The organism is Blastococcus sp. CT_GayMR20, from assembly GCF_004570345.1.
Genome location: NZ_SPQM01000068.1, coordinates 1 through 25122, shown reverse-complemented (window position 1 = coordinate 25122; position 25122 = coordinate 1). Strand labels below are relative to the sequence as shown.

25 protein-coding genes are annotated in these 25122 nt (G+C 73.2%); 8 read left to right on the top strand and 17 right to left on the bottom strand.

The features are described from left to right. Nucleotides 1–27 precede the first annotated feature (27 nt). From E4P40_RS15865 to E4P40_RS15840, 6 genes are all read right to left on the bottom strand, one after another. The gene (locus E4P40_RS15865) at nt 28–1692 is read right to left on the bottom strand and encodes a catalase (RefSeq protein WP_135159491.1); all 1665 of its coding nucleotides are present in this window, start codon (nt 1690–1692) and stop codon (nt 28–30) included. Then, entirely contained in the window at nt 1689–2135 is a 447-nt protein-coding gene (locus tag E4P40_RS15860; protein WP_135159490.1) for a Fur family transcriptional regulator, read from the bottom strand. Before E4P40_RS15860 ends, E4P40_RS15865 begins: the two co-directional genes overlap by 4 nt. Nucleotides 2136–2227: 92 nt before the next feature. Beyond that, nucleotides 2228–3157: a non-homologous end-joining DNA ligase gene (gene ligD, locus E4P40_RS15855; protein WP_135159489.1), complete on the bottom strand. Its 930-nt coding sequence runs from the start codon at nt 3155–3157 to the stop codon at nt 2228–2230. Nucleotides 3158–3233: 76 nt separating this feature from the next. Next, nucleotides 3234–4601 (bottom strand): non-homologous end-joining DNA ligase, encoded by a 1368-nt coding sequence (gene ligD / locus E4P40_RS15850; protein WP_167762260.1) that lies wholly within the window; start codon nt 4599–4601, stop codon nt 3234–3236. 112 nt (nt 4602–4713) lie between these two features. Further along, nucleotides 4714–5715 (bottom strand): Ku protein, encoded by a 1002-nt coding sequence (locus E4P40_RS15845; protein WP_135159487.1) that lies wholly within the window; start codon nt 5713–5715, stop codon nt 4714–4716. Nucleotides 5716–5874: 159 nt separating this feature from the next. Further along, nucleotides 5875–6450, bottom strand: a complete 576-nt coding sequence (locus tag E4P40_RS15840; RefSeq protein WP_135159486.1) for a DUF1360 domain-containing protein — start codon at nt 6448–6450, stop codon at nt 5875–5877. A gap of 184 nt (nt 6451–6634) precedes the next feature. Between E4P40_RS15840 and E4P40_RS15835 the strand changes: the two genes are divergently transcribed. Together E4P40_RS15835 and E4P40_RS15830 are read left to right on the top strand one after the other, a co-directional pair. Beyond that, the gene (locus E4P40_RS15835) at nt 6635–7045 is read left to right on the top strand and encodes a hypothetical protein (protein ID WP_135159485.1); all 411 of its coding nucleotides are present in this window, start codon (nt 6635–6637) and stop codon (nt 7043–7045) included. Nucleotides 7046–7297: 252 nt separating this feature from the next. Next, nucleotides 7298–7696 carry an STAS domain-containing protein gene (locus E4P40_RS15830; RefSeq protein WP_135159484.1) on the top strand — a complete coding sequence of 133 codons (399 nt, stop codon included), beginning with the start codon at nt 7298–7300 and terminating at the stop codon, nt 7694–7696. A 48-nt stretch (nt 7697–7744) separates the two neighbouring features. On the opposite strand, the gene E4P40_RS15825 is transcribed toward E4P40_RS15830, so the two are convergent. Together E4P40_RS15825 and E4P40_RS15820 are read right to left on the bottom strand one after the other, a co-directional pair. After that, the gene (locus tag E4P40_RS15825; protein WP_167762259.1) at nt 7745–8770 is read right to left on the bottom strand and encodes a DNA topoisomerase IB; all 1026 of its coding nucleotides are present in this window, start codon (nt 8768–8770) and stop codon (nt 7745–7747) included. Nucleotides 8771–8839: 69 nt separating this feature from the next. Continuing rightward, nucleotides 8840–10693: a SpoIIE family protein phosphatase gene (locus tag E4P40_RS15820; RefSeq protein WP_245160374.1), complete on the bottom strand. Its 1854-nt coding sequence runs from the start codon at nt 10691–10693 to the stop codon at nt 8840–8842. 226 nt (nt 10694–10919) lie between these two features. Between E4P40_RS15820 and E4P40_RS15815 the strand changes: the two genes are divergently transcribed. Continuing rightward, nucleotides 10920–11417, top strand: a complete 498-nt coding sequence (locus tag E4P40_RS15815) for an ATP-binding protein (protein ID WP_135159483.1) — start codon at nt 10920–10922, stop codon at nt 11415–11417. After that, entirely contained in the window at nt 11414–12397 is a 984-nt protein-coding gene (locus tag E4P40_RS15810; protein WP_135159482.1) for an RNA polymerase sigma factor SigF, read from the top strand. Before E4P40_RS15815 ends, E4P40_RS15810 begins: the two co-directional genes overlap by 4 nt. Nucleotides 12398–12448: 51 nt before the next feature. Here the strand turns inward: E4P40_RS15810 and E4P40_RS15805 are convergent, their stop codons facing one another. After that, nucleotides 12449–13633: an SPFH domain-containing protein gene (locus E4P40_RS15805; RefSeq protein WP_135159481.1), complete on the bottom strand. Its 1185-nt coding sequence runs from the start codon at nt 13631–13633 to the stop codon at nt 12449–12451. Nucleotides 13634–13724: 91 nt separating this feature from the next. Further along, nucleotides 13725–14162, bottom strand: a complete 438-nt coding sequence (locus E4P40_RS15800; RefSeq protein ID WP_135159480.1) for an NfeD family protein — start codon at nt 14160–14162, stop codon at nt 13725–13727. A gap of 102 nt (nt 14163–14264) precedes the next feature. Between E4P40_RS15800 and E4P40_RS15795 the strand changes: the two genes are divergently transcribed. Beyond that, entirely contained in the window at nt 14265–15002 is a 738-nt protein-coding gene (locus tag E4P40_RS15795; protein ID WP_135159479.1) for a hypothetical protein, read from the top strand. Nucleotides 15003–15042: 40 nt separating this feature from the next. Further along, nucleotides 15043–15690: a hemerythrin domain-containing protein gene (locus E4P40_RS15790; RefSeq protein WP_135159478.1), complete on the top strand. Its 648-nt coding sequence runs from the start codon at nt 15043–15045 to the stop codon at nt 15688–15690. A 13-nt stretch (nt 15691–15703) separates the two neighbouring features. On the opposite strand, the gene E4P40_RS15785 is transcribed toward E4P40_RS15790, so the two are convergent. Genes E4P40_RS15785 through fabG form a run of 4 tightly spaced genes read right to left on the bottom strand, consistent with a single transcriptional unit; the run spans nt 15704 to nt 19232 of the window. Then, nucleotides 15704–16564 carry a class I SAM-dependent methyltransferase gene (locus tag E4P40_RS15785; RefSeq protein ID WP_135159477.1) on the bottom strand — a complete coding sequence of 287 codons (861 nt, stop codon included), beginning with the start codon at nt 16562–16564 and terminating at the stop codon, nt 15704–15706. 22 nt (nt 16565–16586) lie between these two features. Further along, nucleotides 16587–17720, bottom strand: coding sequence for a ferrochelatase (locus E4P40_RS15780; protein ID WP_135159476.1), 1134 nt, complete (start codon nt 17718–17720; stop codon nt 16587–16589). A gap of 37 nt (nt 17721–17757) precedes the next feature. Next, entirely contained in the window at nt 17758–18528 is a 771-nt protein-coding gene (gene fabI, locus E4P40_RS15775; RefSeq protein WP_135159475.1) for an enoyl-ACP reductase FabI, read from the bottom strand. Continuing rightward, nucleotides 18528–19232 carry a 3-oxoacyl-[acyl-carrier-protein] reductase gene (fabG, locus tag E4P40_RS15770; RefSeq protein ID WP_135159474.1) on the bottom strand — a complete coding sequence of 235 codons (705 nt, stop codon included), beginning with the start codon at nt 19230–19232 and terminating at the stop codon, nt 18528–18530. The genes fabI and fabG overlap by 1 nt, the downstream gene beginning before the upstream one ends. Nucleotides 19233–19355: 123 nt before the next feature. Between fabG and E4P40_RS15765 the strand changes: the two genes are divergently transcribed. Further along, the gene (locus tag E4P40_RS15765) at nt 19356–20042 is read left to right on the top strand and encodes an NRDE family protein (RefSeq protein ID WP_245160373.1); all 687 of its coding nucleotides are present in this window, start codon (nt 19356–19358) and stop codon (nt 20040–20042) included. Nucleotides 20043–20048: 6 nt separating this feature from the next. Here the strand turns inward: E4P40_RS15765 and E4P40_RS29360 are convergent, their stop codons facing one another. The 3 genes from E4P40_RS29360 to E4P40_RS15750 all read right to left on the bottom strand — a co-directional run bounded on the left by E4P40_RS29360 (nt 20049) and on the right by E4P40_RS15750 (nt 23759). Further along, nucleotides 20049–21122, bottom strand: a complete 1074-nt coding sequence (locus E4P40_RS29360; RefSeq protein WP_280790623.1) for a transglycosylase family protein — start codon at nt 21120–21122, stop codon at nt 20049–20051. Between the two features lie 232 nt (nt 21123–21354). Beyond that, nucleotides 21355–22989: a thiamine pyrophosphate-binding protein gene (locus E4P40_RS15755; protein WP_135159473.1), complete on the bottom strand. Its 1635-nt coding sequence runs from the start codon at nt 22987–22989 to the stop codon at nt 21355–21357. After that, nucleotides 22986–23759, bottom strand: coding sequence for a cyclase family protein (locus E4P40_RS15750; protein WP_135159472.1), 774 nt, complete (start codon nt 23757–23759; stop codon nt 22986–22988). Before E4P40_RS15750 ends, E4P40_RS15755 begins: the two co-directional genes overlap by 4 nt. A gap of 495 nt (nt 23760–24254) precedes the next feature. Here E4P40_RS15750 and E4P40_RS15745 point away from each other — a divergent pair, with 495 nt between their 5' ends. Next, nucleotides 24255–24977 carry a type 1 glutamine amidotransferase domain-containing protein gene (locus E4P40_RS15745; RefSeq protein WP_135159471.1) on the top strand — a complete coding sequence of 241 codons (723 nt, stop codon included), beginning with the start codon at nt 24255–24257 and terminating at the stop codon, nt 24975–24977. Nucleotides 24978–25122 lie beyond the last annotated feature (145 nt).

Below are 25122 nucleotides of genomic sequence, written 5' to 3'. Positions count from 1 at the left end.
CGGCCCGCTGCTGGGTGGTGCGGTGTGTCAGCCGACGACCACGTGCTCGTTGGGCACGCAGTGCGTCATGGTCAGGCCGGTGACGTCGCGCGGACCGTTCTTGCCGAGGTTGGCGGCACGCTGCTGCTCCTCCTCGGTGAGGGTCTGCGTCTGCAGCGGGGGCAGGCCGCGGACGTCGTCCGCGCTGATGCCGAGCGCGTCGCCGACGCGCTGACCCCACTCGTCCTCGCACATGAAGAAGTGCCAGACCATCCGCTCCTGGATCTCGCGGCGGCACTGCTGGAGGGCGCCGACGAGGTTGGTCACCAGGTCGTCGCGCTCCCACTGCTCCGACAGCAGGTAGCGCTCGCCGGCCTGCTTGTAGTCGTTGGTGCGCGGGATCCGCTTGCGGGTCAGGCGGCCGGTGATGACCGGCCCCTGCTCGTCGTGCGTGGGGTAGGTGGCCTCACGCAGGCCGCCGGTGATCGACGGCTCGTAGTTGACGTGCGGGTTCTGGCCGGGGGCGATGTCGACGCCGTAGGCCATCTGCCCGTCGCGCTGGTTGGTGTAGACCTTCGCGTTCCGGGCCTGGTTCACCGGCAGCTGCAGGTAGTTCGGGCCCACCCGGTAGCGCTGGGTGTCGGAGTAGGAGAACGTCCGGCCGACCAGCATCTTGTCGTCGGAGAAGTCCAGTCCGTCGACGAGGACGCCGGTGCCGAAGGCGATCTGCTCGTTCTCGGTGAAGAAGTTCTCCGGCATCCGGTTGAGGGTCATCGTGCCGACCTTGCGGAGCGGGAAGAGCTCCTCCGGCCACACCTTGGTGTCGTCGAGCGGGTCGAAGTCCAGCTCGGGGTGCTCGTCGTCGCTCATCAGCTGGACGTGCAGGTCCCACTGGGGGAAGTCGCCGCGCTCGATGGCGTCGTAGAGGTCCTTGGTGTGGAAGCCGAGGGTGCCGGCCTGGATGGCAGCGCCGTCGGCGGCGGTGAAGGACTTCACGCCCTGCTTCGGCAGCCAGTGGTACTTGACCAGCTGCGTCTCGCCCTGGGCGTTGACCCATTTGTAGGTGTTCACCCCGAAGCCCTGCATGTGCCGGTAGGACGCCGGCAGTCCGCGGGGGCTGAAGACCAGCGAGATCATGTGCATGGCCTCGGGGGTCTGGCTGAAGAAGTCGAACGCGCGCTCGGCGACGTTGGCCTCGAAGGTGACCGGGTCCGGCTTCTGCGAGTGGATGAAGTCGGGGAACTTGATCGCGTCGCGGATGAAGAAGACACCCAGGTTGTTGCCGACGAGATCCCAGTTGCCGTCCTCGGTGTACATCTTCACGGCGAAGCCGCGCGGGTCGCGGGCCATCTCCGACGAGTCGCGGCCGCCCGCCACCGTGGAGAAGCGGACGGCGAGCTCGGTCTGCTTGCCCTTCTCCTGGAAGAGCTTGGCGCGGGTGTACGTCGCGATCGGCTCGTCGCCGACCGTGCCGTCGGCCTCGAAGATCCCGAAGGCGGTGACGCCGCGGGCGTGGACGACCCGCTCCGGGATCCGCTCGCGGTCGAAGTGGCTGATCTTCTCGAGGAACTGGTAGTTCTCCAGGGTCGCCGGGCCACGGGCGCCCACCGTCCGCTGGTTCTGGTTGTCGTAGACCGGGTGGCCCTGACGGTTGGTCAGGACGGCGCGGTCGGCCTCACTGGCCGCCGGGCCCTGCGATGCGACGTCGGTCATGCGGTAGCTCCTCCTCGGATTTCCTGCTGATGGTCCTGGCAGTTCGAGCAGAGCCCCCAGAACACGACCTCGGCCTCGTCGACGACGAAGCCGGCCGCGTCCGAGGGGCTCAGACAAGGGGCCGCCCCGACGGCGCAGTCGACATCGGCGACCGCGCCGCACGAGCGGCAGACCAGGTGGTGGTGGTTGTCACCCACGCGCAGCTCGAACAGCGCGGGGGCACCCGCGGGCTCGATCCGGCGGGCGACGCCACCGGCGACGAGCGCCCGGAGCACGCCGTAGACGGCCTGCGGCGACAGCGACGGGTGCAGCGCGCGGGCGCTGGTCACGATCGTGTCGGCGGCGGCGTGCGGGTGCTCGGCGAGCACGCTCAGCACGGAGAGACGGGGTCGCGTGACGCGCAGGCCTGCGGCCCGCAGCTGGTGCGCCCACGTCGTCTCCATCGGGCCCCACTCAACCCCGTTGTTTTGAACGAGTCAAATCTAGGGCGGGGTGTCGCTGCTCACCGCCGGCGCCCGGGACTGAGCGAGCGGATTCAGGCCTCGGGCAGCGCCGCCCGGCGGGCATTGGCCACGTCGAACAGGTCGCCGTACTCCTCCACCCGCGCCAGGACGTCGTCCGTCCCGAAGCGCAGCATCGCCGGGTCGCCGCCCTCGCGCACCGCGTCGACCTCGTCCCAGCCGATCGGCGTGGACACCGTGGCGGCGGCCCGGGCGCGCAGCGAGTACGGCGCCACCGTCGTCTTGGCCGGGTTGTTCTGGCTCCAGTCGATGAGCACCTTGCCCGGCCGCAGTACCTTCTCCATGCGCCACACCACGTCGTCCGGCGTCTCGGCGGAGAGCTCCTGCGCCAGCGCCTTCGCGTACCTGCTCGGGTGCTCGCGATCGGTCGGCGTCTCGATCGGCGCGTAGACCTGCATCCCCTTCGACCCGGAGGTCTTCACCACCGGGTCGAGGCCGTCGGCCTCCAGCCGCTCACCCAGCCGCTCCGCCACGGCGCAGCACTCCGGCAGTCCGGTCTCCGGCCCCGGGTCGAGATCGAGGACGAGCAGGTCGGGCAGCTGCGGGACGCCGTCCTCGTCGACCTGCCACTGCGGCACGTGCAGCTCCAGCGCGGCGAGGTTGGCCGCCCACGCCAGGTCGGCGACCGACTCGAGGATGACCATGTCGAGGGTCTCCCGGCCGGTCGAGCTGCCGGGGCTGGGGATGGTCACGCGGCGGACCCACTCGGGGGCGTGCCGCGCGCTGTTCTTCTCGAAGAAGGTCTGGCCCTCGATGCCGTCGGGCCAGCGGGTGAACGTCACCGGGCGGCCGGCGAGATGCGGGAGCAGGACCGGGGCGACGCGGACGTAGTAGTCGATGACCTGCGCCTTGGTGAAGGGGACCTCCGGGAAGAGCACCTTCTCGAGGTTCGAGACGTTCAGCGTCCGCCCGTCGATCTCGACCCGCTGCTTGGCGGGGCTCACGGTGTCACCTGTTCGCTCCCGCGGCGCGCTCCGCTCCTCGCTCGTTCCTCGCTGCGATGCTCACGCCCCTGACCGCTCACGGCTCCACCACGACGTCGTCGGGCTCCAGGTCGTCGCGCACGCCCTTCCACGAGGGGTGCCGCAGCCGGCCGTCCGCCGTCCACACCGCGTAGGCGACCTCGCCGACCAGGTCGGGCTCGATCCAGTGCGCGTCGCGGGTGACGTCGCGCGGCAGGGTGCCCTCGAAGGGCGACGTCCTCCGCGCGGTGAACATCCGCTTCAGGTCCTTGAGGTCCTGGTCGGTGAAGCCGGTGCCCACGTGCCCGGCGTAGATCAGCCGCCCCTGGTCGTCGGGGACGCCGAACAGCAGCGAGCCCACTCCCCCGGCACGGCGGCCCTGCCCCGGCCGCCAGCCGCCGACGACGACCGACTGCGTGCGGAAGTTCTTGACCTTGCGCCAGTCCGGGCTGCGCACCCCGGGGCGGTAGGGCGAGGCGAGCCGCTTGGCGAGGACGCCCTCGAGCCCGTTCTCGAGGCTGGCCGCGTGCACGCCGGCGCCCCCGCCCTCGAACCACGGCGTGGCCACCCACCGGTGCCCGGCCAGCTCCAGCCCGTCCAGCCTCCGGCGGCGCTGGGCATAAGGCAGCGCGGTGAGGTCCTCGCCGTCCCAGGCCAGCAGGTCGAAGACGAGGAAGGTGACCGGCTTCGCCGCGGCCAGGGTCGGCACCTCGGGGCCGGTGCGGTGCATCCGGTTCTGCAGCGCGCCGAAGTCCGGACGGCCGTGCTCGTCCATCGCGACGATCTCGCCGTCGACGACCGCGTCGTGCCCGCTGAGTGCGGCCGGCAGCGTGGCCACCTCCGGATAGCGCACGGTGATCGAGGTGCCCTTCCGGGAGGTCAGGGAGAGGACGCCGCCGTGCACCGCAGCCACCGCGCGGACGCCGTCCCACTTGAACTCGTAGCCCCACAGCGCGTCCTCGTCCGCCGGCGGCAGCTCGCCGGCGGTGGCGAGCATGGGCAGCGGCACCTCCGGAGGGGTGTCCGCGGGCGCCGCGGTCGCGTCGAGCTTGCGGATGTTCCAGGCCTTGCCGTCGACCGGGAAGAGGGCGTAGCGGCCGGCCAGCCGGCGTCCGTCGAAGGTGACGATGATGTGCCGGTCGTCCCACTTCTCCGTGGCGTACCGGCCGGCGTCCCAGATGGTGACGTGCCCGCCGCCGTACTCGCCGGCGGCGATCTCGCCGCTGAAGGAGGCGTACTCCAGCGGGTGGTCCTCGGTGGGGACGGCGAGTCGGTTGGGACCGGGCGCCGTCGGCGGCCCCTTCGGCACGGCCCAGCTCTTCAGGACGCCGTCGCGCTCGAGGCGGAGGTCCCAGTGGACCCGCTCGCCCGTGCGTCCACGGGGCGTGTGGTGCTCCTGCACGACGAACGTGTCGTCGTCGCCCACCGGAAGCGGTCGACCGGCCGCCGGGACCGGCTCGGCGGTGCGGGCTGGGTCCCGTTTGGCGCGGTACTCGGCGAGCGGGTCCTCCCGCCCGCCGCGCGGGCGCGCCGGCACGTCAGGCGCTGCGGCGGGCGCGCTTGGCCGGCGGCTTGTCCGCGGTGGTCGACTTCTTGGCGGCCGTCGTCTTCTTCGCGGCCGGCTTCTCGGCGGGGGCCTTCTTCGCCGGCGCCGCCTTCTTGGCGGGGGCCTTCTTCGCCGGGGTCTTCTTCGCCGGGGCCTTCTGCTCCGCAGCCGGGGCCTCGTCCGTCTCGTCGGAGGCGTCGTCCGCGATGTCGTCGGCCGAACCGCCGCGGGCGCGCTCGACGCTGCGCCGCAGGGCGCTCATCAGGTCGACGACGGCACCGCCGGCGTCCTCCACCTCGGGCGGCTGGGCGACCTCGCCGCCGCTCTGCTTGGCCTCGAGCAGCGCGGTCATCGCCTGGCGATAGTCGTCGGTGAACTCGGTGGGGTCGAACTCGCCGGTCATCGAGGCGATCAGCGCCTCGGCCATCTTCAGCTCCTGCGGCCGGACGGTGATGTCCTCGTCGAGGAAGCCGAAGTCCGGCGTCCGGATCTCGTCGGGCCAGCGCATGGTGTGCAGGACGAGGACGCCGTCCCGCACCCGCAGGACGGCCAGCGACTCCCGCTGCCGGATGGCGATCTTGGTGATGGCGACCTGCCCGGCGTTCTCCAGGGCGTCGCGCAGCAGCACGTAGGGGCGGGTGGCGGGGCCGTCGGGCTCGAGGTAGTAGGTCTTCTCGAACTGGATGGGGTCGATCTCGTCCTGGTCGACGAACTGCAGGACGTCGATCTCGCGCCGGGTGCTCAGCGGGAGGTCGTCGAAGTCCTCGTCGGTGAGGATGACGACCTGGCCGTCCGGCAGCTCGTAGCCCTTGGCGATGTCGCTGTACTCGACCTCTTCGCCGTCGATGGAGCAGACCCGCTTGTACTTGACCCGGCCGCCGTCGATCGCGTGGACCTGGTGGAAGCGGATGTCCTTGTCCTCGGTGGCGGAGTACAGCTTCACGCCGATGCTGACGAGGCCGAAGGACACGGCCCCGCGCCAGATCGATCGCATGCCGCTCCACCTCTCACCAGCTGGGAACCCGCTCCCGTGACGCAGGGTCAAGATCGCAGGATAGGCGCGCGCGGGCCGGAGCGGCAGGTCGGCGGCTCCCGGGCGTCCCCCCGTAGGAGGACATGCCGTCCGAACGCGCACGCTCCGTGAGCGGACCTCTCAGCTCTGGTCGTCGGGCTTCGGGTCCTCGGGCGCGAGGCCCCCGTTCTGGATCGCGTCGTAGACGAACTGCAGGACGTCCGAGCCGGCGATCATCGTCATCGTGAGGGCGGCCAGGCGGGTCGCCGCGGGCGCGCTGATGTAGCCGAACACGAACCCCGTGCCGACCCACTGGGCGAGGCAGAACGGGCAGGTGAGCAGCTCGCCGACGGCGTGCTTCACGCCGCCGTGCTCCCGGACCTCCTCGGCCACCTCCGCGTGCCCGGACTGTCCCTCGAAGCGCACGAACGGGGCCCGGATCGGGGCGGTGACCGGGTCCTTGGCGATCCGGCGGGCGAGCCGGAAGGTGGCGACGGTCAGGAGGAGGGCGTCGCCGACCGGGATCCGCTCGGGCAGCTCGCGGCCCGAGGCGCGGACCGCCGCGGCGGCGGCGGACACCAGGCCGACGTAGACGCCCATCGCACCGAGGTCGCCGGCGAGCGGTCGCTCCTCACCGTTGGTGTACTCGCGCTTCTGGGTGCGCGCCCACCGGCGCACCGGTGCGCCGATGCGCTGGACCTCCTGTGCGAACGACATGGAGCCGCGCTACCCCCGCCGTCGGCCCGCCACGCCCTCCTTTCCGACGTCGTGGCAGGACGCACACCCGCGCATGGCCCGCCACCCCCCGGGTAGGGCGGTCAGCAGACGCCGGTCGCCGACCGGCTGCGCGTCCCGCCACGACTCGCGTCCGGCGCGGACCACCCGACAAGGAGGCACAGCGATGACGGAGCCCGAGGGCCAGACCGCCCGCGACATCTTCCCCGAGGACGAGGGCATCCCCGAGGTCTCGCAGGACGACTCCCCCACCCAGGAGCGCGCCGAGGACCCGCAGTTCGCCCCGGTTCCCGGCGAGCGACCCACCGCCGCCGACGACTTCGGCACGACCGCCGCCGAGCAGGCGGAGGGCGAGTCCCTCGACGGCCGGCTGGCCCGTGAGATCCCGGACGACGCCGTCGACGTGCGGCCCGCCGAGGACCCGGACCACTCGTTCCAGCTGGAGCAGGACACGTCGACCACTCCCGAGACCGACTCGGGCACCAACCGCACGGCCGACGACGTCGAGGCCACCGCCGACCCGTCGGTCGGCGGTCAGGGTCCCGAGGAGCGCGCGATGCACGTCACCGACGGCTGACCTGCCCACCTCCCCCGGGGACGACGGCGACCCACCGTCTCCGGGGGTGGGTTGGCGCGTCCACGATGGGTTGTCTACGTTTGGTTGGCGGTTCAGCAGGCAGCCGTACCGGTACCGGGCCCGACGGGTCCGGTCCACGACACGATCGATCACCGGCGGAATCGGGGACGACGAGCCCCCGGAACGCCCAGCGGTAGATTGTCCGGGCGGTCACCACCGCACGGGAAATGCCGCCGAGAGGAGCCACTGTCCGTGACCACTTCCGACCTGCCCGCCGAGGGGCAGCCCGACGTGTCGACCGAGGGCACCGAGGCACCCTTCGACGACGTGATCACGCTCTCGACCTCCACCGGTGAGGACGGCGCGGTCACGGTGACGGTCGTCGGCGAGGTGGACACGTTCACCGCTCCGGTCCTCCGTTCGACCCTCGACAGCCAGCTCGAGCAGCAGCCGCGCGAGCTGGTCATCGATCTCTCGGGCGTTCAGTTCCTCGGCTCCGCCGGCCTGGCGGTACTCGTCGAGACGCAGAAGTCCTCCCGCGCCCGCGAGGTGGACCTGCGCCTGATCGCCACCACGCGCGCCGTCACCCGCCCGCTCGAGGTGACCGGCCTGATCGACCTCTTCACGATCGCGGACAGCACCGCCCGCTGAGCTCGGCAGTCGAAGGCCCCACCGGTTCGCCGGCGGGGCCTTCGGCGACTAGGCCGACAGCAGCTGGCAGACCGCCTGCTCCAGCACCTTCTGGGTGTCGCGGTCGGCCATCCCCCCTGACGACAGGGCCTCGTCGGCCTCCCGGAGCACGTGTGCCACGGTCTCCCCGTTCTCGAACCGGTCGACCACCCGGGGGTCGACGTAGCTGGCCTTGCACACCGCCGGCGTGTTCCCGAGCTGTTCGCTGACCTGCTTGTACGCGGCGCTGATCACCTTCTTCCGCGCGGTCCTCGACGCCGGCGGCGGCACCTCCGCCAGGGCGGCGGCCATCAGCACCGTGGCGGTCCACGTGCGGAAGTCCTTCGCGGTGATCTCCGCGCCGCTGATCTCCTTGAGGTAGGCGTTGATCTCGGCGCTGGTCACGTCGCGCCACTCGCCGTCCTCGGTCTGGTAGGCCAGCAGGTCCTCACCGGCGTCGTCCGGCCGCTCCAGCAGCTGCCGGACGACGGTCGCCGTGGGCCGGTCGGTGATCTCGACCTCCCGCTCGATGCCGCCCTTGGCGGTGTAGGAGTAGAACGTCCGCTCACCGCGCACCGACACGTGCGAGCGCTTCAGGGTGGCCAGCCCGTAGGTGCCGTTCTCCTCCTCGTACTGCTCGCTGCCGATGCGGAACGCGCCGAGGTCGAGCAGCCGGATCGCGGTGGCCAGCACCCGGTCCCGGTTGAGACCGCGGGTGCGCAGACCCGCCTTGACGGCGTCCCGGACGTCGGGCAGCTCGCGGGCGATCTGCAGCACCCGCTCGTGCTTCTCGGCGTCCCGTCGGGCCCGCCACTGGTCGTGGTACCGGTACTGCCGACGCCCCGCGACGTCGAACCCGGTGGCCTGGATGTGGCCGTTCGGCCACGGGCAGATCCAGACGTCGCGCCACGCCGGCGGGATGGCCAGACCCCGGATGCGGTCCAGCCGGTCGTCGTCCTTGATCAGCGCACCGTCGGTGTCGTAGTAGGCGAAGCCCCGACCGGCCCTGCGACGCCGGTACCCGGGACCGTTCACGTCGCTGCGCCGAAGTCTCACGCTCGGAGGATGTGCACCGGACCGGTTCCCCAAACGGGACCCCGCGCGCCGATCCCCGGACGGGCGGGGTCACCGCAGGTCGACCAGCCCCCCCAGGCCGCTGATCTCCAGGATGTGCCGGGTGACCCGGCCCTCCGCGGCGTGCACGACGAGCCGCCAGCCCTCGTCGCGCGCGATGCGGGCGATGGCCAGCACGACCCGCACCGCCGCGCTGCTGAACAGGGTGACCGCCGCCAGGTCCAGCTCCACGCGGCCGGTGCCTCCGTGGCTGGCCTCCAGGAGCCGGATGCGCATCTGCTCGGCGCTGATCTCGTCCACCGCGCCGCTGACGCGCACGACGGGCCGGGCGCCGTCCCGGTCGACGGTGACCGTCGCACCGGCCGTGACCGCCGGATGGTCGGGGTCGACGTCAGGGGTCCGCCGCAGGCGCACGCTGAGGGTCACCGTCGTCCCCCGCGGCTCCTCCTCCAGGACGACGCCGTCGACGAGCTGCCGCATGATCAGCAGCCCCCGGCCACGGTCGCCCGGGTCGCGGTCCGGCGGCCGCCAGGCGCCCTGGTCCCGCACCACCACGGTGAGTACGCCGTCGACGTCGACGCGCGCCGTGACGGACATCGGGCCGGGCTCGGTGCCGCGGTAGGCGTGCTCGGCGGCGTTGGCACAGGCCTCGCCCACGGCGACCATGACCCCCACCCGGTCCTGCTCGCCCATGCCGAGCGCGGTGAGCCAGGCGCCGAGCCGGCGGCGGATCCCCGGGAGCACCGACGGCGTGGCGACGAGGTCCAGGTGCAGGGGCTCGACCGACACCGCCCGGCGGTGCGCCACGAGGACGGCGACGTCGTCGGGCCAGCCCTTCGGCGAGCGCACCCCCTCGGCGACCGACGCCGCCAGGTCCGTCGGCCCCCCGGCGTCGAGCGCCCCGGGTGCCGCGAACACGTCGTGGGCCACGTCGGCGAGCCGCTGCATCGCGTCGTCGGTCTCCGGGGGCGTGCCGGCGACGACCCCGTTGCTGAACAGCACGAGCGTCGCGCCCTGCTCGAGCACGTGCCGTGCCACGACGGTGGCCGCGCCCGGGTCGCTGCCCAGGGGCGGTCGGGGGTCGAGCGGCAGGAACGTGGCGCCGCCGTCCGAGCCGACCACCAGCGGCGGCGGGTGCCCGGCAGCGGCGTAGCTGAGATCGCCGGTGCCGGCGTCGAGCACCCCGTAGAAGACCGACGCGCCCTCGACGTCCTCCATCTGCCCGGCGAAGTCGTCGAGCGCGGCGAGGACGGCGGCCGGCGACGGATCGCGCAGCGCCGAGGACCGCATCGCCCCGCGCAGCCGGCTCATCGCCCCGGCGGCCGGCACGCCGTGACCGACGGCGTCTCCGACGACGAGCGCCACGCGCCCGGAGCCGAGCGACACCGCGTCGTACCAGTCTCCGCCGGCGGCACGCGCGGACGTCGCCCGGTGGTAGCTGCCCGAGAGGTGCAGGTCGGGGAGCATCGGGAGGGACGGCGGCAGCAACGACAGCTGGGCCTGCTCGACGACGTCGGCCGGCCTCGGCCACAGCGAGTGGTCGGTGGCCGCGTCGTCGGACTCCAGGATGACCAGGGCCCCCCGGCCACCGGCCACGCGCAGCGGGCGCACCATCACGGTCGCGCTGGGCCCGTCGGGGCCCAGTGGGCCGCAGACCGTCTGGGGCTGTCCCGTGCGCAGGACGCCGTCGACCACGTCGGCGACCGGACGCCCGTCGACGACCGGGATGTCCTCCGGGCCGGAGCCCAGCGCGCGGGCCCGCTCGTTCGCCCAGACCGGCTCGGCGGTGGCGTCGACGCAGTAGATGGCCGCCGGCGCGCCCTCCATCGCCGCGACCAGCGCAGCGGTCCCCGCGTCCCCGGCGGTGCCAGGGGCGGGTGGCAGACTGCCGGGACTGGTACTCATCTCAGGCCAGCCAATACCAGCCACCGGGTACCGGCAACCGCGTGGACGCCTACGGTGGTGGGTGGCAACCGTTACGTTTGGCAGCCCCGCCGAGGCGGGTAAAGCGCTGCGGTTGGCCACAGCCGGGACTCGTCCCGCTCCCGCTGGAAACCCCGGGCGGGCACCTGACACGAGAACGCGCCGCCGCCCGAGGACCGGGCGTGCGGGACCGAAGGAGCACACACGGATGGTCGACTCGAGGGTTCCCCTCGCCCAGGACGGACGGCGCCCCGAGCGCCTGGAACTCCGGGTGCCCACCACGGCGACCCAGCTGCCCGCCGTCCGGGCCATGGCCGGTGACCTCGCGATCCGGATGGACTACGACCTCGACGCGGTCGAGGACCTCCGGCTCGCCGTCGACGAGGCCTGTGCGACGCTCAGCCAGATCGCAGCGGGTGAGGCGCCGCTCACGGTGATCTTCGAGACGACGCGCGCGGGCCTGCACATCGAGGCGTGGGTCCCGACCGCCGAGGGCACGGAGGTGCCCCAGGACGGATTCGGCTGGGCGATCCTGGCGACGCTCGTCGACGCCGTGCACGCCCGCCGGTCCACGCAGGCCGGCGTGCCCGCGGGGGACGGCAGCGACACCCCTGTCGGCCTCATCGCGATGGACAAGTACCTGCCGGGCCAGCACCCGACCGAGGTCGGGAGCGGTGCGGGCCAGAACCTCTCGGTGGCCCGGTGACCCGGTCACCCTCGACGGACGAGACGCCCATCGTGGAGGTGCCGCTCCCGGATCAGCGGTCCGAGGCGCTCCCGGCTGCGTCGGCCGAGAAGAACGGCGGCCGCGAGGCAGGGGCCGAGGTGGAGCCCTCCGACGTCCCCGACCCGCGGCCGGCCGACCGGGCCGGCGAGCCGGCGGCGGACGTCGCCGAGGTGACGCCCGACGCTCCCCCGGTCTCGGACAACCGCCGCCGCGCCGAGCGCACGGCACCGCTGTTCGCGGAGCTGGCAACCCTGGAGAAGGGTGACCCGCGGCGGGAGCGGCTCCGGGAGATCCTCGTCGAGGAGCACCTGCCGCTGGTCCGCCACTTCGCCCGTCGGTTCAGCAACCGCGGCGAGCCCTTCGACGACCTCCTGCAGGTCGGCACGCTCGGCCTGATCGCCGCCATCGACCGGTTCGACCCGACGCGTGGCGTGGAGTTCCTCTCCTTCGCCGTCCCGACGATCACCGGCGAGATCAAGCGGCACTTCCGCGACCAGGGCTGGTCGGTGCGCGTCCCCCGCCGGCTGCAGGAGCTGCACCTGTCGCTGAACGCGGCCGTGGGTGAGCTGGCGCAGAAGAACGGCCGGGCGCCGACCCCCTCCGAGCTGGCCGAGCACCTCAAGATCCCCCGGGCAGAGGTCCTGGAGGGCCTCGCGGTCGCCAACGCCTACCGGAGCAGCTCGCTGGACGAGCGGCTCTCGGGCGAGGACGACTCCCCCACCCTCGCCGCCACGCTGGGCGAGGAGGACGCCGCGCTCGAGGGCGTGGAGTACCGGGAGTCGCTGCAGCCGCTGCTGGCCACGATCCCCGCCCGCGAGCGTCGCATCCTGATCCTGCGGTTCTTCGGGAACATGACGCAGTCGCAGATCGCTGCCGACATCGGCATCTCGCAGATGCACGTGTCGCGGCTGCTCAGCCAGACCCTGGCCAAGCTCCGCGAAGGCCTGCTCAAGGACTGACCGTCGTCGTGCGAAAGCCCGACGGCTTTCGCACGACGACGCAAGTCCCTGTCACTGCCCCGGGGGGAGCTCCCGGCCCGGGTACGCGGCCGTGCTGCCCTCGCGGGCCTCTTCCTTCGCCTGGGCGAGCGACGGGGTCGGCGGCGGCGGGGCATCGGCAATGCTCGACAGCTCGATCTTGGCCTCCGGCTGCTCGGCCGCGGGCGGCAGCTGCGACTGGAACCAGTCGGTGGTGTCGATGCCGTCGACCTTGGCGGCGCCGTTGCCGTTCGGCTCGACGTCCAGCCACGACTTCCCGTCGCCCTCGACGCCGCCCAGCCTCGACAGCCCCTCCAGTGCCTTGCTGAACTCGCTGGGGACGATCCACATCTTGTTGGCGTCGCCCTGCGCGATCTTCGGCAGCGTCTGCAGGTACTGGTAGGCCAGCAGGCCCTGGTCGGGCTTGCCGTCGTGGATCGCCTGGAAGACCGTCTCGATCGACTTCGCCTGGCCCTGGGCCTGGAGGAACAGCGCGGCCCGCTCACCCTCGGCGCGAAGGATGCGGCTCTGCCGCTCGGCCTCCGCCTCGAGGATGGCCGCCTGCTTCTTGCCCTCGGCGGACAGGATCGCCGCAGCCTTCTGCCCCTCGGCGGTGGTGATCGCCGACTGCCGGGCGCCCTCGGCGGTGAGGATGATCGCCCGCTTGTCGCGGTCGGCGCGCATCTGCTTCTCCATGGAGTCGCGGATAGACGGCGGCGGGTCGATGGCCTTGATCTCCACCCGGGCGACGCGCAGGCCCCAGGGGCCCGTCGTGCCGTCGAGGACCTCGCGCAGCTGGCTGTTGATGCCGTCGCGGCCGGTCAGTGCGCCCTCGAGGTTGAGCCCACCGACCACGTTGCGGAGGGTCGTCGTCGTCAGCTGCTCCATGCCGGTGATGTAGTTCGCGATGCCGTAGACGGCCAGCCGCGGGTCGGTCACCTGGAAGTAGACGACGGTGTCGATGCCGACCTGCAGGTTGTCCGACGTGATGACCGGCTGCGGCGGGAAGGAGATGACCTGCTCGCGCAGGTCGATGGTCGCGCGCACCCGGTCGACGAAGGGCACCAGGAGGTTCAGGCCGGGCGACAGCGTGCGGCTGTAACGACCCAGCCGCTCGATCACCTTCGCCTGGGCCTGGGGCACGATCGTCACGCTCTTGGCCAGCACGACGATCACCACCAGGGCGACGACGAGCAGCGCGATGATTGCCGGTTCCACGGCGGGCTCCCTTCGGTGGGGGCGGTACCGGTCCGATCCTGCCCTGGCCGGTCCGCCGGGTCACGCATGATCCACAGGGTCGACCCTGCGATCACTCCAACGCGTCGCCGACCACCGCGGTTGCACCGTCGACCTGCAGGATGCGGACCGTCGCGCCGACGGCGAACGTCTCGCCGCTGTGCTGGCTGCGCGCCGTCCACTCGTCGGCGCCCATGCGGATCCGACCCCCGGAGGCGTCGACGTCGCGGGTCACCCGGGCGGTGCGGCCGATCAGGGTGTCGACGCCGTCCAGCTGCAGCGGCGTCCGGTTCGTGAGGTGCTTCGTGGCGATGGGACGGACGAGGGCCAGCAGGAGCCCGGAGACCGCGATGAACGCGATCAGCTGCAGCACCGTGGCGCCGCCGAGCAGGGCGACGGTCATCCCACCGAGGGCGCCGCCGGCGAACATGAGCAGGACGAGATCGAGGCTGACGACCTCGCCCGCCGCGAACAGGCCCGCGGCGATGAGCCAGAGCAACCACGCAGCCATGGGCGGAGTGTCGCAGAACCCGCCGGTTCTGAGAGCGTCCACCAGCTCTGCGCTGCCGAACTGATATCGGAACGCCGTCGGGTGCCGTCGTAGCCTCGGGAGGTGCGCGATCTCCCTGCCGGCCGGTTCGCGGTCTGGTCCACGGCCTGGCTCAACGGCCGCACGTCCTACGACGAGGCGCTCGACGCGCTGCTCGGCGACGCCGCCCACCGGGTCGCCGGGCTCCCCGGTACCGAGGACGCCGTCCCGCTCGGCTGGGCGCTCACCGCCCTGCGCAGCCTCGGGGAACAACGCTTCCGCCTGGTCCTGCCCGTGCCGGGCGACGTCCGCGGGCTGCCGTCGGTGCCGGGGCTGGCTGCCCTGGCCGTGGAGGCCGGCCAGGCCGCCGTCGGCGAGCGGCTGGCCCTCGTCCCGGAGGCCGCCGGGCCCGAGGCCGTCCTGTGGACGGCGTTCCCGGTGGACGGCGCCCGGCCGGTCGCGCCGCCCGTCGAGGGCTCGCTGCGCCGGCTGTCCGGGGAGCTGGATCTCGCCGTCAGTGACGCGGCGCGCACGCTCGCCGGGCTCGACGTGGCCCGCTGGAACCCGGAGGTTCCCGCCCTGCTCACGGGGCTGTCCCAGGCGACGGCACCGGGCCTGCCCGCCGACCACGATTCGCTCGCGCTGTCGGTGCTCGGCCGAGCCCAGCGGCTGGCCGCCGTCCTCGACCTGGCGACGGCCGACGCCCCCGGCGCGGCGGTGAACCACGCGCAGGCAGCCGCGCGCGACGACGCGCTGCGGCCGCTGGCACACGCGGTCCGGGAGGCGACCACGGCCGCCTTCAACTGGATCCCGCGCGGCTGAGCGGCCACATCGACGGCGACTCTCGCTAGCGTCCCCGGCCATGACCGAGCCGATGACGATGAACCGGTTGATCCACGGGGCCGTGCGCCGCGACCTCGACCGCCTGTCGGCCGCGCTGGGCCGGCTGCCCGACGGCGACCGGGCCCGCGCCCAGGACCTGCAGCGCGCCTTCGCCAACCTCCGCCGGGAGCTGACCCACCACCACGAGGGCGAGGACACCTACATCTGGCCGATGCTGTCGAAGGTCGGCGTCGACCCGGACCTCCTGTCCACGATGGAGGCCGAGCACCACACGATGGCCGAGGCGCTCGCCGAGACCGACACCGCCATGGCGACCGTGGCCCGCACCGGATCGGCCGCCGATGCCGCGGCCGCCCGCGCCAGCGTCGTCCGCACCCAGGAGGTCGTCAACGGTCACCTCGCGCACGAGGAGTCCGAGCTGGAGCCGCAGCTGCACCGGTACACCGACACCCCCGAGTGGAAGGCGGTCGAGAAGAAGCTCAGCCGGCAGCCACCGGGCGTGGCCGGTCAGTTCTTCGCCTGGCTCACCGACGGGATGAGCGACGAGCACCGGGCGTTCCTCAGGAAGACCGTACCGACGCCGGTCGTGAGCCTGCTCGCGAAGCTCTTCGGCCGCCGTTACAACCGCGAGATCGCTCCGGTCTGGCGCGCGTCCGCCCCGGCCTGAGGCCGGCCGCGTCTCACGCCGCCCGACGGGCGGTGACCAGCCACGCCGCCGAGCCGAACTCGACGCCGTCCTCGGTCAGGTGCCGCTCGGCCGAACGGCGCAGGTCGGCCAGCGCCCGGGCCCGGGCGTCGTCGTCCTGGCCCTCGAGCATCCAGCCGGCGAGGCCGTGGATGAACGAGACGGCGTCGTCGACGTCCCGCCCGAACCACTCCGGCTCCGCCACCCCCGTCACGTCGATCTCGCCGAAGCCGGCCGTCCCGAGGATGGTCCGGACCCGGTCGGGATCGGCCAGCGAGAACGGGCTCGGGACCCCGGGTGGCGGCGTCGGCAAGGGCCGCCCCGGCGCGAGCGACCCGGCGATCTCGCGGAACCATTCGTTCGCCGCCGGTGTCTGCCAGACGAGCAGGACCAGCCGTCCGCCGCCGACCAGCGCCCGCCCGATGTTGGTGAACGCCGCCACCGGGTCGGCGAAGAACATCGCACCGGTGCGGCTGACGGCGACGTCGAAGGAGCCCGCCGGGAACGGGTGGACCTGTGCGTCCGCCTGCACGAACCGGACGTTGCCCAGTCCTTCCCGCTCCGCCGCGCGCCGGGCCACCTCGAGCATCGCCGAGGACAGGTCCACGCCGACGGCTGCACCCGCGGGCGCCCGCCGGGCGGCCTCACGGGTCGTACCACCGGAGCCGCACCCGACGTCCAGCACGCGATCGTGGTGGCCGATGCCGGCGGCGGCGAAGAACGGTGCGGTGTAGCGGGCGACCGCGCGCTCGAAGTACTCGGCGCGCGCGGCCCAGTACGCGCCGCCGTCGCCGTCCCAGGCGCGCAGTTGGTCCCGGTTGCCCGGGTGGACGGCCACCGCCGGGAGATCGGCCATGCCGCATGGTCGCCCCGCGACGTCAGCCGGCGGAAGGCATCTGGGCGCTCGACCGGCGGACGAAGCAGCAGGACGCGGGGCAGTTGGTGCCCAGGCGCGGCAGTCCCCCGGCGCGGCGCTCCTCCAGGAGCACCCGGATCGACTCGACGAACGCCGGGTGCGTGCCCGCCGTCGCTGCGCGCGCGAAGGCGAGCCCGAGCCCCTCGGCCGTCTCCCGTGCCTCGTTGTCGAGGTCCCAGATCACCTCGAGGTGGTCGCTGATGAACCCGACCGGGAAGAGGACGACGGCCTGCTCACCGCTCGCCGACAGCGCACGGAGGTGGTCGTTGACGTCGGGCTCCAGCCACGGCACCGAGGGCGGCCCGCTGCGGCTCTGCCACACGAGGTCGAACGCCCGGCCGGGCGCCGCCTCGGCCACGACGCGCTCGGCGGCGGCCATCAGCTCGGCCTCGTAGGCGTGCCCCTGCGGCCCGGCGACGGCCGCCATGGAGTCGGGGATGCTGTGCGCCGTCGCCACGAGCCGCGCGGAGCCGCGCAGGTGCACCGGGAGCGATCCCAGCGCCTCCGCCAGGGCGTCGGCGTTGGCCTGCACGAACCCCGGGGTGTCGTAGTAGTGCGGCAGCTTCTCCGCCGTCGGTCCCCCGCCGGACGAGACCCGCGCCCGGGCGATGTCCTCGTGGTACTGCCGGCAGCCGGAGAAGGACGCGTAGGCCGAGGTCGGGAAGACGTAGACGTGCTCGATGCCGTCCTCGGCCATCTGCCGCCAGGTGTCCTCGACGTAGGGAGCCCAGTTGCGGTTGCCCCAGTAGACGGCCACGTCGACGCCCGCGGCGGCCAGCTCCTTCTCGACGGCTCCGATCAGCGCCTTGTTCTGGTCGTTGATCGGGCTGACGCCGCCGAAGTGGTGGTAGTGCTCGGCGACCTCCTCGAGCCGCTCCCGCGGGATGCCGCGTCCGCGGGTGACGTTCTCGAGGAACGGCATCACGTCGTCGTGGCCCTCGGGCCCGCCGAAGGAGAGCACCAGCAGCGCCTCCCGCCGTCCCGGTGGGGCCGGCTCGGTCGACGGGTCGGCCCCGCCGTTGTTGCGGACGGCGAGGGACGGGTCCTCGTCGGGGTGTTGACCTGCGGGCGTGATGTCGACGGTGGCGCGGGGCACGGGTGCTCTTCTTCCTGGGGGCGAGGGCGGATGCAGCTCACACGCCGACGGCGTGGAAGCCTCCGTCGACGTGCACGATCTCGCCGGTGGTGGCGGGGAACCAGTCCGACAGCAGCGCGACGACTGCCTTGCCGGCCGGCTCGGTGTCGGTGACCGACCAGCCGAGCGGCGCGCGGCCCTCCCAGGCCTCCTCGAACTGGGCGCTGCCCGGGATGGACTTCATCGCCATGCTGCGCAGCGGGCCGGCGGCGACGATGTTGGACCGCACGCCGTCGCGGCCGAGCTCCCGGGCCACGTAGCGGCTCGTCGACTCCAGCGCCGCCTTCGCCGCGCCCATCCAGCCGTAGACCGGCCAGGCGACGGAGGCGTCGAAGGTGAGCCCGACGACCGAGGAAGGGTTCGCCAGCAGCGGCCGGCAGGCCTGGGTGAGCGAGGCGTAGGACCATGCCGACACCTGGAAGGCCGTGGCGGCGTGCTCCCACGCGACCTCGGGGAATCCCTCGCCCATGGCCTCCTGGGGGGCGAAGCCGATGGAGTGGACGACGCCGTCGAGGGTGTCGAAGCCCTGCTGGCGCAGCCGGTCGGCCAGCGTCGACAGGTGCTCGGTGTCCGTCACGTCGAGCTCGACGACGGCCGCCTCCTGCGGCAGCCGCTTCGCGATCCGCTGGCACAGTGACAGCGCACGCCCGAAGTTGGACAGGACGAGGGTGGCACCCTGCTCCTGGGCGAGCCGGGCCGTGGCGAAGGCGATCGAGGCCTCCGTCAGCACGCCGGTGACCAGGACCTTCTTGCCGTCGAGAATCCCCATCAATGCCCCATCCCCAGTCCGCCGTCGACCGGGACGACCGCCCCGGTGATGTAGCCGGCGGCGTCGCTCGCGAGGAAGCGCACGACGCCGGCGATCTCGTCCGTCGAGGCGTACCGGCCCAGCGGCACCTGCCCCAGGATCTCCTGCTGCCGCTTCTCGGGCAGCTCCGCGGTCATGTCCGTCTCGACGAAGCCCGGCGCCACGACGTTCGCGGTGATGTTGCGGCTGCCCAGCTCGCGGGCGATCGAGCGGGCCAGGCCCACCAGGCCGGACTTGCTGGCTGCGTAGTTCGTCTGGCCCGCCGAGCCGAGGAGCCCGACGACGGACGACACGAAGATCATCCGGCCGGAGCGGGCGCGGACCATCTTCGCGGTGGCGCGCTTGGCGACCCGGTAGGCGGCGGTGAGGTTGGCGTCGAGGACGTCGGTGAAGTCGTCGTCCTTCATGCGCATCAGCAGCCCGTCGCGGGTGATGCCGGCGTTGCTGACGAGCACCTCCACTGGGCCCTGGTGCTCCTCGACGGCGCTGAACGCGCGGTCGACGGCCTCGGAGTCGGTGACGTCGCACTGCACGCCGAAGAGGCCGTCGGGAGCACCGCTGCCGCGGTGGGTCACCGCGACGGAGTCGCCCTGTTCGGCGAACGAGCGGGCGATCGCGAGGCCGATGCCCCGGTTGCCGCCGGTCACCAGCACCGACCTGCCCATGTGCCACTCCCCTGCGCGCCGTCGTTCCCCGAAACCTAGTCGCAGGGCACGCATCACACCGGGCGTGGTCCGCGGGTGATCCACCTCCGCTCCCGGACCAGGGCGTGCAGGCATGATTCGCGCGTGTGCACGGTGGCGGTGCGGTGGTCCCAGGGGCGACCGGCCGAGATCCTGGCGCTCCGCGACGAGCTCACGACGCGCGAGTTCGACGACCCGGGGCAGTGGTGGCCGGAGTTCCCCGCTGTCGTCGCGGGGCGCGACCGCGCCGCCGGTGGCACGTGGTGCGCGACCGACGTCGCGACCGGCGTGAGCGCGCTGGTGCTCAACCGGCCCGAGAAGCGACTGGGCGATGCGGGTGCCCCGAGTCGTGGGCTGCTCCCCCTGCTCGGTGTGGCACACGGCGCCGACTGGCCGGCGGAGATCCGGCTGGAGGGGATGGCCGCCTTCAGCCTCGTCCTGGCCACCGAGCAGCGGCTGACCACGTGGCAGTTCGACGGCGAGCGGCTCACCTCGGCCGAGCATCCCGAGGGCACGCTCGTCGTCACCTCGGGTGGGCCGGAGGACCGCAAGGCCGACCGGTGGCTCGCCCGATTCGCCGAGGCGTCGTTCCCGGACGGCTGGCTGGCGCTGGTGCACGAGTCGGGGCCGGCGGACGACCCGTCGGCTCTCGCGGTGCGGCACGAGCAGGACGGGCTCGTCTACGCCACGGTGTTCGGCCAGCTCGTGCGCGCCGCGCCCGGTTCGCTCCGGCTCGAGTACAGCCGCCGCCCCTGGATCCCGGGCGCCTGGACCGACGTCGTCCTGACCTGACAGCGCTCAGAGATTCCGGCCGCAGGTCGGCCAGGCACCCCGGCCCTGGACGGCGAGCACCTTCTCCGCGACGGCGATCTGCTCGGCCTTCGTCGCGAGGTCGGCCCGGGGCGCGTAGTCGCCCCCACCGAACCCCAGCCAGGTCGACGAGCTGAACTGCAGGCCGCCGTAGTAGCCGTTGCCGGTGTTGATGCTCCAGTTGCCGCCGGACTCGCACATGGCGACGGCGTCCCAGTCGCGGCCGGTCGGCGCCGGCGCCGGCGCGGGGCCGCCGGAGGGAGACCCCCCGCTGGGTGGCGCCGGCGGCCGGGACCGCGACGCTGCCTGCTCGGCGGCGGTCCGCTGACGCTGCAGGTCCACGAGCGTGGCCCGCGCTTCCTGGAGCCGGCTCTGCATGGCGCCCTGGGCCGCCTGCAGGTCGGCGACCTGCCGCGCCGCGGCAGCGCGGCCGGCCTCCGCGGACGCCAGGGCGTCCTGCGCCGCCTGCTGCGACTGCTCGGCGTCTGCGACGGCCGCCCGGACCGCGGTCCGCGCCTCGGCGGCACGTCCCTGGGCTGCCGACGCCGCCGTGAGGACGGCGGACCGGTGGTCGCCCGCGGCATGCAGCAGAGCCATCCGCTCGATCACCTGCGCGGGACCATCGGCGGTGAGCAGGCTCTCCAGGATCGGCGACGTCGAACCGCCCATGTAGCTGTCGCGGGCGAACTGAGCGACGCCGTCCCGTGCATCGCCGACGGCGGCCTGCGCCTCCTGCGCCGCGACGTCCGCGCGCTGCGCGTCGGCCTGCGCCTGCTCGTACGCCCGCCGACGGGCGTCGGCCTGTTCCTGGGCGCGGGCCACGCGCGCGTTCGCGTCGTCGACGCCGGCCTGTGCGGACCCGAGCTGCTCGAGGAGCCGGCCCACCTCCGCGGCAGCGGCATCGGCCGCCGCGGACGCGGCACCCACCTGCTCGTCGGACGGCGCCGCCCATGCGGCGCAGGGCGCACCGCCGACGCAGAGCGCCGAGGCCAGGCCGACGGCGCCCAGCCGCGCGGCCCACCGGCGGCGCCAGTCGATGCCGGTCATGGCCGTCCCATCCACCGCCCGTCTCCTTCGTCGATCCACTGCCTCCTTCTCAGATCGACCCGTCAGAGCGACTTCTTGAGCGCGCATGGGAGGAAGCCCTACCCCAGGGATGAGCCGCGAAAGACGGACCAGCCGCCGGATGTCGTCTCCCCGGTGGTCGTCGGCTGCTGCTCGTCCCCGGCGCCTACGGCCGGATCAGCGGCAATCTGCCGGCTGCCGCCCCTCCATGCGCTACCGGGCCGGCCTGTCAGTGGCCGCGGAACGCCTCCTCGAGCCACCAGGACGGCTCCGAGCGCTGCACCTTCGCATCGATCAGCAGGGGGTCGGTCCGAGGGCCCTCGAGCCAGGAGGCCACCCCTCCCAGGTCCTCCCGCCCGCGGACGGTGACCGCCTCGAACCCGAAGCCGCGAGCCACTGCCGCGAAGTCGGTCTCCGGAAACCGGACGGTGTCCAGCGGCGCGCCGTGCGGGCCGAAGTGGTGCACCTCGGCGCCGTAGGCCCCGTCGTCGTACACGACCACGACCATCGGCAGCCCGAGCCGGACCACGGTCTCCAGCTCCGAGGCCCCCATGAGCGTCCCGCCGTCGCCCAGGGCCGCCACCGGCAGCCGGTCGGGCCGTGCCACCGCGGCGCCGATCGCGGTCGCCAGGCCCAGCCCGACGGACTGGAAGGCCTGGGTGAAGCAGAACCCGAACTCGTCCGGCACGCCCAGGAACATGCTCGGGTAGCCCATGAAGTTGCCCGAGTCGACCGACACGATCCGTTCGGCCGGGAGGAGGTCATCGAGGGCCGTCGTGAGCGTCCGCGGATCGATCCGCCCGGCTTCGGTGACCTCGGTGAAGGGCGCGTCCCGCCAGCGCCCCCGCTCCTCGATCGCCCGCCGCACCTCGTCGGAGCGGTACCCGCTCGCCGCACCGGGCAGGGCCACCGCCACGGCCTCGGCCACCTGGCGCACGTCCCCCACCACACCGAAGGCCAGGCTCCGCTGCGACCCGAGCGCGTCGGGATCGACGTCGACCTGGACGACGACGGCGCCGTCGGCGATCAACCGGCCGTGCCGCATCGTCCACATGTTGAGCGAGCAGCCCCAGCCGATGACCAGGTCGGCACCGCTGATCAGCTCGGCGGCCAGGGGTGTGGCGAAGCCGCCGGACACGTCGAGCGCCCACGGGCTGCCGGTGAACAGGCCCTTCGCCACGGCGGATGTCGCCAGCAGTGCACCGCTGCGGTCAGCCAGCCGCTCCAGGGCCTCGCGGCAGCCGGGCCCGCGGGCGCCCCGCCCGGCCACGAACACCGGCCGCTGGGCCGTGCGGAGCGCCGCGGCGAGCCGCTCCAGGTCCGCGTCCTCCACCTGCACGCGCGGCGGACCCGCCGGCATCGGGGCCGGCTCGACCGGGCCGGCTTCCTGGGTCTGCACGTCGAGCGGGAGGTTCAGCAGGACGACCCGCCGCTCCGCCACCGCGGTGGCCACTGCCGCGGCCGCCTGCTCCACCGCCTGGTCCGCCGACGTGACCCGCATGGATACCGCGCCCACCGCCACAGCCAGCGCCCGCTGGTCGACGTGGAAGTTGGAGCTGGGGCGGGTCGCCTCGGCCGCGACCACGACCAGGGGGGTCCGGCTCTTCGCGGCCTCGGTGATGCCGGTCATCGCGTTGGTCAGCCCGCACCCCTGGTGGACGCTCAGCCCCGCCACACCGCCGGTCATCCGCGCGTAGGCATCGGCCATCGTCGCGGCGCCGCCCTCATGTCGCGCGGCCACGTACCGGGCACCCGCGGCGATCATCGCGTTGGTGACCTCGAAGTTGCCCGACCCCACCACCCCGAACACGGCGCCGATGCCGCAGCCCACCAGGGCCTCCCCCACCGCCGTCGCGACGTTCACCGCTCGACGAGCGCCAGCACCCGCGCCGGGGAGCCCGAGCCGGAGACGATCGGCAGCGGCGCCACCACCAGGACCGCGCCTCGCGGGGGTAGCTGGGCCAGGTTCTGCAGCTGGGTCAGGCCGTACTTGCCGCTGCCCATGAGTGCGGCGTGGCACGGGAACGGCGGATCGAAGGAGTGTGCCGCGCCCGCGTCGGTCCCGACGGTCTCGACGCCCAGGCCGAGGATCGGCGCCTCCTCCCCCAGCCAGCGGGCGCAGTCCGTCGACACCCCGGGCGTGTGCGGGCCGTCCGCGTCGGCGTTCAGGAAGCGCTCCTGCGAGTCCGAGCGGGCGTCCCAGCCGGTGCGGTACAGCAGCCAGCCGCCGGCCGGCAGAGGGCCGTGGGCCTCCTCCCACTCGCGGACGTGCTGCACCTCGAGGAGGAAGTCGGGCTCCGCGGCCACGCGATCGGAGAAATCCAGGACGACGGCCGGCGCGATCAGCCGGGCCGCCGGGATCGAGGCGACGTCCCCGCCGTCCTTGCCGGTGACCCAGTGGTTGGGCGCGTCGAGATGCGTGCCGGTGTGCTCGCCGGTGCGGATGTTGTTCCAGTACCAGGCCGGTCCACGGTCGTCGTAGCGGCTGAGCTCCTCGAGCTCGAAGCGGGCGGTCTGTGCGAACTCCGGCGGAAGCTGGATGACAGGCGTGTCCGCCGACAGGGGCGCCGTGAGGTCTACGACGTCGACGCCCCCTCCTGTCAGCGCAGCGGCGAAACTCTCCAAGATCGGCATGCGGGCCCCTTCTCGACCGGTGCGGTGGACGCCTGAGCATCGCCCACGCCGTCGACGTGCGCGAGACCCACGTCGCGGGCCCGCTCTGATCGCATCGGCCGGCGTGAGGACGCGGGAGTGCGGCCGCGACGGCCAGCTGGCGGCGCCAGGACTCGAACTCCGGAGCAGCAGCCTGGCGACTCACGCCTCAGTGCACGTGTTCGTAGCCGGTGAGCGGCGGAACAGGGCACTGGCGTGGCCCGGGCGCTCGGAACCGTCACCGGGACGCCGTCCACGAGGAGCAGAGCGGAATGGGCGTGACCGACGTCCTGCCCATGATCGCCGGCGGTCAGTTCGGACCGAGTCGCCAGACACGTGTCCGGGTGTCGGGTGTGGGTACCCCGCACACCGCTGAGCAGCCAGCCACGTATGAGCAGTTCAGTGGCGCCCTGATCGGAGTTCCCGCCGCACGGGAGTTCCGACCATCTCTGCGCCATCGAGCGACAGGGGGACGACATGCCCACCAGACGCCGGCTCAAGGGCCGCACGATCGCCGCCCTGGCGGCCGACGGCTTCGAGAAGGTGGAGCTGATCGTCCCGCTGCGAGCGCTGAAGGCGGCCGGCGCCAAGGTGGACGTCGTGTCCCTGCGGCGCGGACGGATCCGCGGGGTGAACCTGCACATGCCGGCCAGCCGGGTCCGCGTGGACAAGACGGTCGGCGAAGCCGATCCCGGCGACTACGACGGCCTCCTGCTGCCCGGCGGGTTCATCAATCCCGACCTGCTCCGGCAGTCCGCCCCGGCGCGGGAGTTCGTTCGCGCGTTCGCCGCGAGTGGGAAGCCGATCGCCACCCTCTGTCATGGACCGTGGGTACTCGCGTCGGCGGGGGTCCTGGACGGACGGACCCTCACCTCCTGGCCAGGGATCCGCGACGACCTGGTGAACGCGGGTGCCACCTGGCTCGATCAGGAGCTCGTCCGGGACGGGAACCTCATCACGAGCAGAGGGCCCCAGGACATGGCCGCCTTCGTCACGGGAATGCTCGATGCCTTCGCCGAGACATCGCCGGAGCCGACGACAGCACCGCGTCGCGAGTCCGATCGGCAGCCCGACGCGCCAGTCGGCTGGGCCGTCGGCGCGCTGCGATGGTCGCCCAAGCCGTCAGCCGCCGCCGTGGTGGCCATCGGCCTGGCCGCTGCCGCCCAACGCGTCCTTCGTGGTCCAGCCGCACAGGGCTGAGGGTCCGGGAGGCCGATCGTGCCCCGGCGATCGCGTGGCGTGAATCGGCCCGGTTCCCGGCTATGGGGAAGGGCTCAGTGCCACCAGCGCCTCCGGCAGGTCGTCCACGACCACGGCGTCGGTGCCGGCGGACACCAGCAACCGG